Here is a 3,441-nt window from a genome sequence, read left to right as displayed (position 1 = left end):
GGGGGGGCGGCCCCCCCCCCCCCCCGCGGGGGTGGCGGGGGGGGGGCGGCGCGGGGGCGGCCTCGTCGCCCAGCTTCGGCTGCTCATTGCACCCACTTTTTTTGCCCGGCGCTTTGGGCGCCCCCGTCTTCTTGGCGACGGCCTTCTTTGCCGTCGTCTTCTTGGCAGCGACCTTCTTCGCGGGCGCGTCCTCAGCTGCGACATCTGCGGCCGACGCCTCGGGGGCGGCGGTCGCGGTGGCCTGCTTCGCCGTGGCCGTCTTGGCCGCGACGGTCTTGGTCGCGGTGCGCTTGGCCGGGCTCTTCGCTGCGACGCTCTTGCGGGGGCGCTTCGGCTCCGCGGCACTGACCATCAGCGTCACACCCTCTTCCTCGAGGATCTGGTTGAGGCTGCGCAGAACGTTCTTCCACTGAGTGGCCGGAATCTGGTCAGCTTCGAAGGCACGACGCACGTCATCGCCGGCGATCTGCCCATCAGCCTTTCCCCGCTCGATGAGCGCCATGACAGAGACGGATTCGGCGATCTCCGGCGGGAGCGTACGGGATGTGCTGGCCGACACGAACAACCTCTCGGAACGTTGGAAAACGGCTTCCGGCCCAGTCCATTGTGGACCAGGACCGACGACCGACGACTGGGGATGGGTCGACGGCGCAGGCGGGCCGGGGAGCTACACAGCGTCGCGGACGACGTCTGTATTCCCTCCTCGGCTATCACCTCTTAGGTCATCGCGCTGCCCCGAGGAGCGTTACGCCCAATCTACGTGGCCCGAGTCACACCCCGTAAGCACTCAAAAGCGTCCAGGCACTGTCAAAACTGACCAGAATCCATTCCTTGACCTGCTCCATGAGGGCATTGGCCGTCTCCACGAGGGCAACAACACCGTCGCCGGACCCCACCGGATTCCCCGAGGAACCCGCACAGGTCCGGCGACGGTGCCACGTCAACGGAGTGATGAGGTGAGGCCGCGGGGCGCATGCGCCGGCCGTACTGCCGCAGACCCGGACAGTCAGTGCTCGCGGGGGGCGGGCACGACGCGCTCCACCTCCGGGTGGACGGTGAGCAGCTGCCGCATGGCGGCCTCGGCGCCCGGACCGTCGCCCGCAGCGAGGGCGTCGGCGATGCGCGAGTGGTGGACCAGGGACGCCTCGGTGGGCCGGTCACAGCCCGTGACCGGACCGCCGGACACCTGGAGCGCGGCCGAGACGATGCCGGACAGGTGCTCCAGCATGCGGTTGCTGGCGAGCTGGATGAGCAGCGAGTGGAACTCGGCGTCGGCGCGGGAGAAGGTGATCGCGTCACCCTGGCTCAAGGAGTGGCCCATGATCTCCACCATGTCGGCGAGCCGCTGCTGCACCTCCTCACGTCCGTGCCCCGCGGCGAGCCGGGCGGCGAGGGGCTCGATCGTCCAGCGCAGCTCGCTGAGCTCACGCCGCTGGTCGTCGCGCTGCGGCCCGAACGCCCGCCACTCGATGATGTCCGGGTCGAGGAGGTTCCAGTCGCTGACGGGGCGCACGCGCGTGCCGACGTTGGGACGGGCGCTGACCAGACCCTTGGCCTCGAGCACGCGCAGCGACTCGCGGACGACGGTGCGGGAGACCTCGAAGCGCTGGCCGATCTCCTCGGGGACCAGCGGGCGGTCGGCGCCCAGATCCCCGGAGACGATCATCTGCCCGAGCTGCTGGACGAGTTGGCCGTGCAGCCCGCGGCCGCGGCTGCCGGCGGCGCGTCGGCCCACACGGCCGAGATCCTGGTCGGCGGCGTCCCACGAGGGCGCGACTACGCGGTCGGCACCGGGGGCCTCCGCGTAGGGGTAGCGGTCGAGTTCGCCCGGGCCGGCGAGGCCGGAGTCTGCGGAGCGGGCGGCGGTCATCATGGTGTGCGCAAGGGTACTCACGGATCCTTTGTCGGCGTGGCCCCCAAGTCCCTTGAGGTCTTTGGTGAAAAGCACACGAAAGGGTGATCGCTTACCCCGTCGCAATTGACGCCTTATCGGAAAGAAATGGGCGTTCTCCGGGGAGTTGCGCGCAGCACGGGTAGGGAAGCGCCGGGCGGTCGTTATCGGACTCGGCTACGCATCGTCGTGAGCAGAAACGCGCAGAGCAGAGCGGTCAGCGACAACATCAGTGCACTGCCCACAGGTTGAGCGATCATCCGAACACCGCCGGCCAGATACCGCTCCGCACCGAACGGCCACTGCACCAGAGCGAGATCACGCAGCCTTCCCGGCAGACCCGCCGCCGATCGCACAGACGGTCCCTCCAAGGCCTTTTGTACGAGGGGTACGACGACGATCGGCACCGCGACGACCGCGGCCAGGCCGGCGGCGGTCGACCGGAAGACTCCCCCGGCGAGAACGCCTGCCCAGGCGCACCCCACCACCAGGGCGACCCAACTCGCGCTCAGCGAGAGCCAGTCGGCGGGAACTTCCGTGAGCGCGTATCCGTATACCAAGTGGAGCACCGCAGCATCGGCGGCGACGACCAACAGGCCCAGCACAAGCGCGGTGCCCGCCGCGACGAGCAACTTGGCGCAGAGCAGCCCCAGGCGGCGCGGGACGGTGCCCTGGTCTGCGGCGAGGGCGGGATGACGGAACTCTTCGCCGAAGGCGAGAGCGCCAAGCAGCCCGGCACCAAGGGCCGCGGGCGGCAAGGGGAGTTCCTGGGGCCAGGCCGCCAGCAGACGCGACTGCGGCGTGTGCCCGCTCCTGGCGAGGAAGACGCAGACGACGGCGGAGACGGCGAGCACGGCAGCCGCGGTGAGGTATCCGGTGCCGACACCGGCAGCGCGGCGCAGCTCGTAACGGAGGGGGCGCAGCGGGCCGCGCGACGGACGGACCGAGATGGGGGGCGGCAAAGGAGACATGGGGGCTTGCGACCGCGGAGTGGACGGGGCAAGCGCGGATTCGGTTGCTTGCGGGGCTTCAGTGGCAAGCGGGACGATGATCTTGGCCTTGGGTTCGGTCTCGGGCTGCGGGTCGCCCATTGCGGCCGGGGGCGCAGCGGTCTGGGGCTGTGGGTCGGCAGCAGTGGCCTGGGGGGCAGCGGTCTCAGGCTGTGGGTCGGCCGCAGACGCCTGGGGGACAGCGGGGTCAAACCGCGGATCGAACGCAGCCGCCCGCGGCCCCGCGGTCTCAAGCCGCGGGTCGGCCACTGCAGCCCGGGCGGCAGCGGTCTCAGGCCCGGGTTCGAGGGCAGCGGCCCGCGTCGCCGGGATCTCAGGCTCCGGGGCGGCCACTGCCGCTCGGGGGGCAGCGGCCTCGGGCCGGGGGTCGACCACCCCGGTCGCCGTGATCTCAAGCCGCGGTTCGCCCGCTACCGCCCGGGGCGCTGCCGCCAGCGGAATCTCGCCCGAGCGCCCGCTCTCGTCTCCGCCTTCGCCCTCCGGTGCCGGCTGCCGATCCGCGTCCGCGCGGTCGATCGAATCCGCCGCGCCGGAGGACTC

The 3,441-nt window shown here is 71.0% G+C and carries 1 protein-coding gene and 2 pseudogenes; all 3 read right to left on the bottom strand.

Going from position 1 to position 3,441, the window contains the following annotated elements:
• A pseudogene (locus ACFWY6_RS38910) lies at positions 1–565 on the bottom strand (RNA polymerase sigma factor); the annotation flags it as partial.
• 441 nt (positions 566–1,006) lie between these two features.
• Positions 1,007–1,894, bottom strand: a complete 888-nt coding sequence (locus tag ACFWY6_RS38905) for a FadR/GntR family transcriptional regulator (protein WP_384700689.1) — start codon at positions 1,892–1,894, stop codon at positions 1,007–1,009.
• 161 nt (positions 1,895–2,055) lie between these two features.
• Positions 2,056–3,441 (bottom strand): annotated as a pseudogene (locus tag ACFWY6_RS38900) (hypothetical protein); the annotation flags it as partial.

Origin of the sequence: Streptomyces sp. NPDC059037 (genome assembly GCF_042740015.1) — a bacterium.
Taxonomy (GTDB): domain Bacteria; phylum Actinomycetota; class Actinomycetes; order Streptomycetales; family Streptomycetaceae; genus Streptomyces.
Note: the sequence above shows the minus strand (reverse complement) of the source record. Positions and strands in the feature narration are given on the sequence as shown.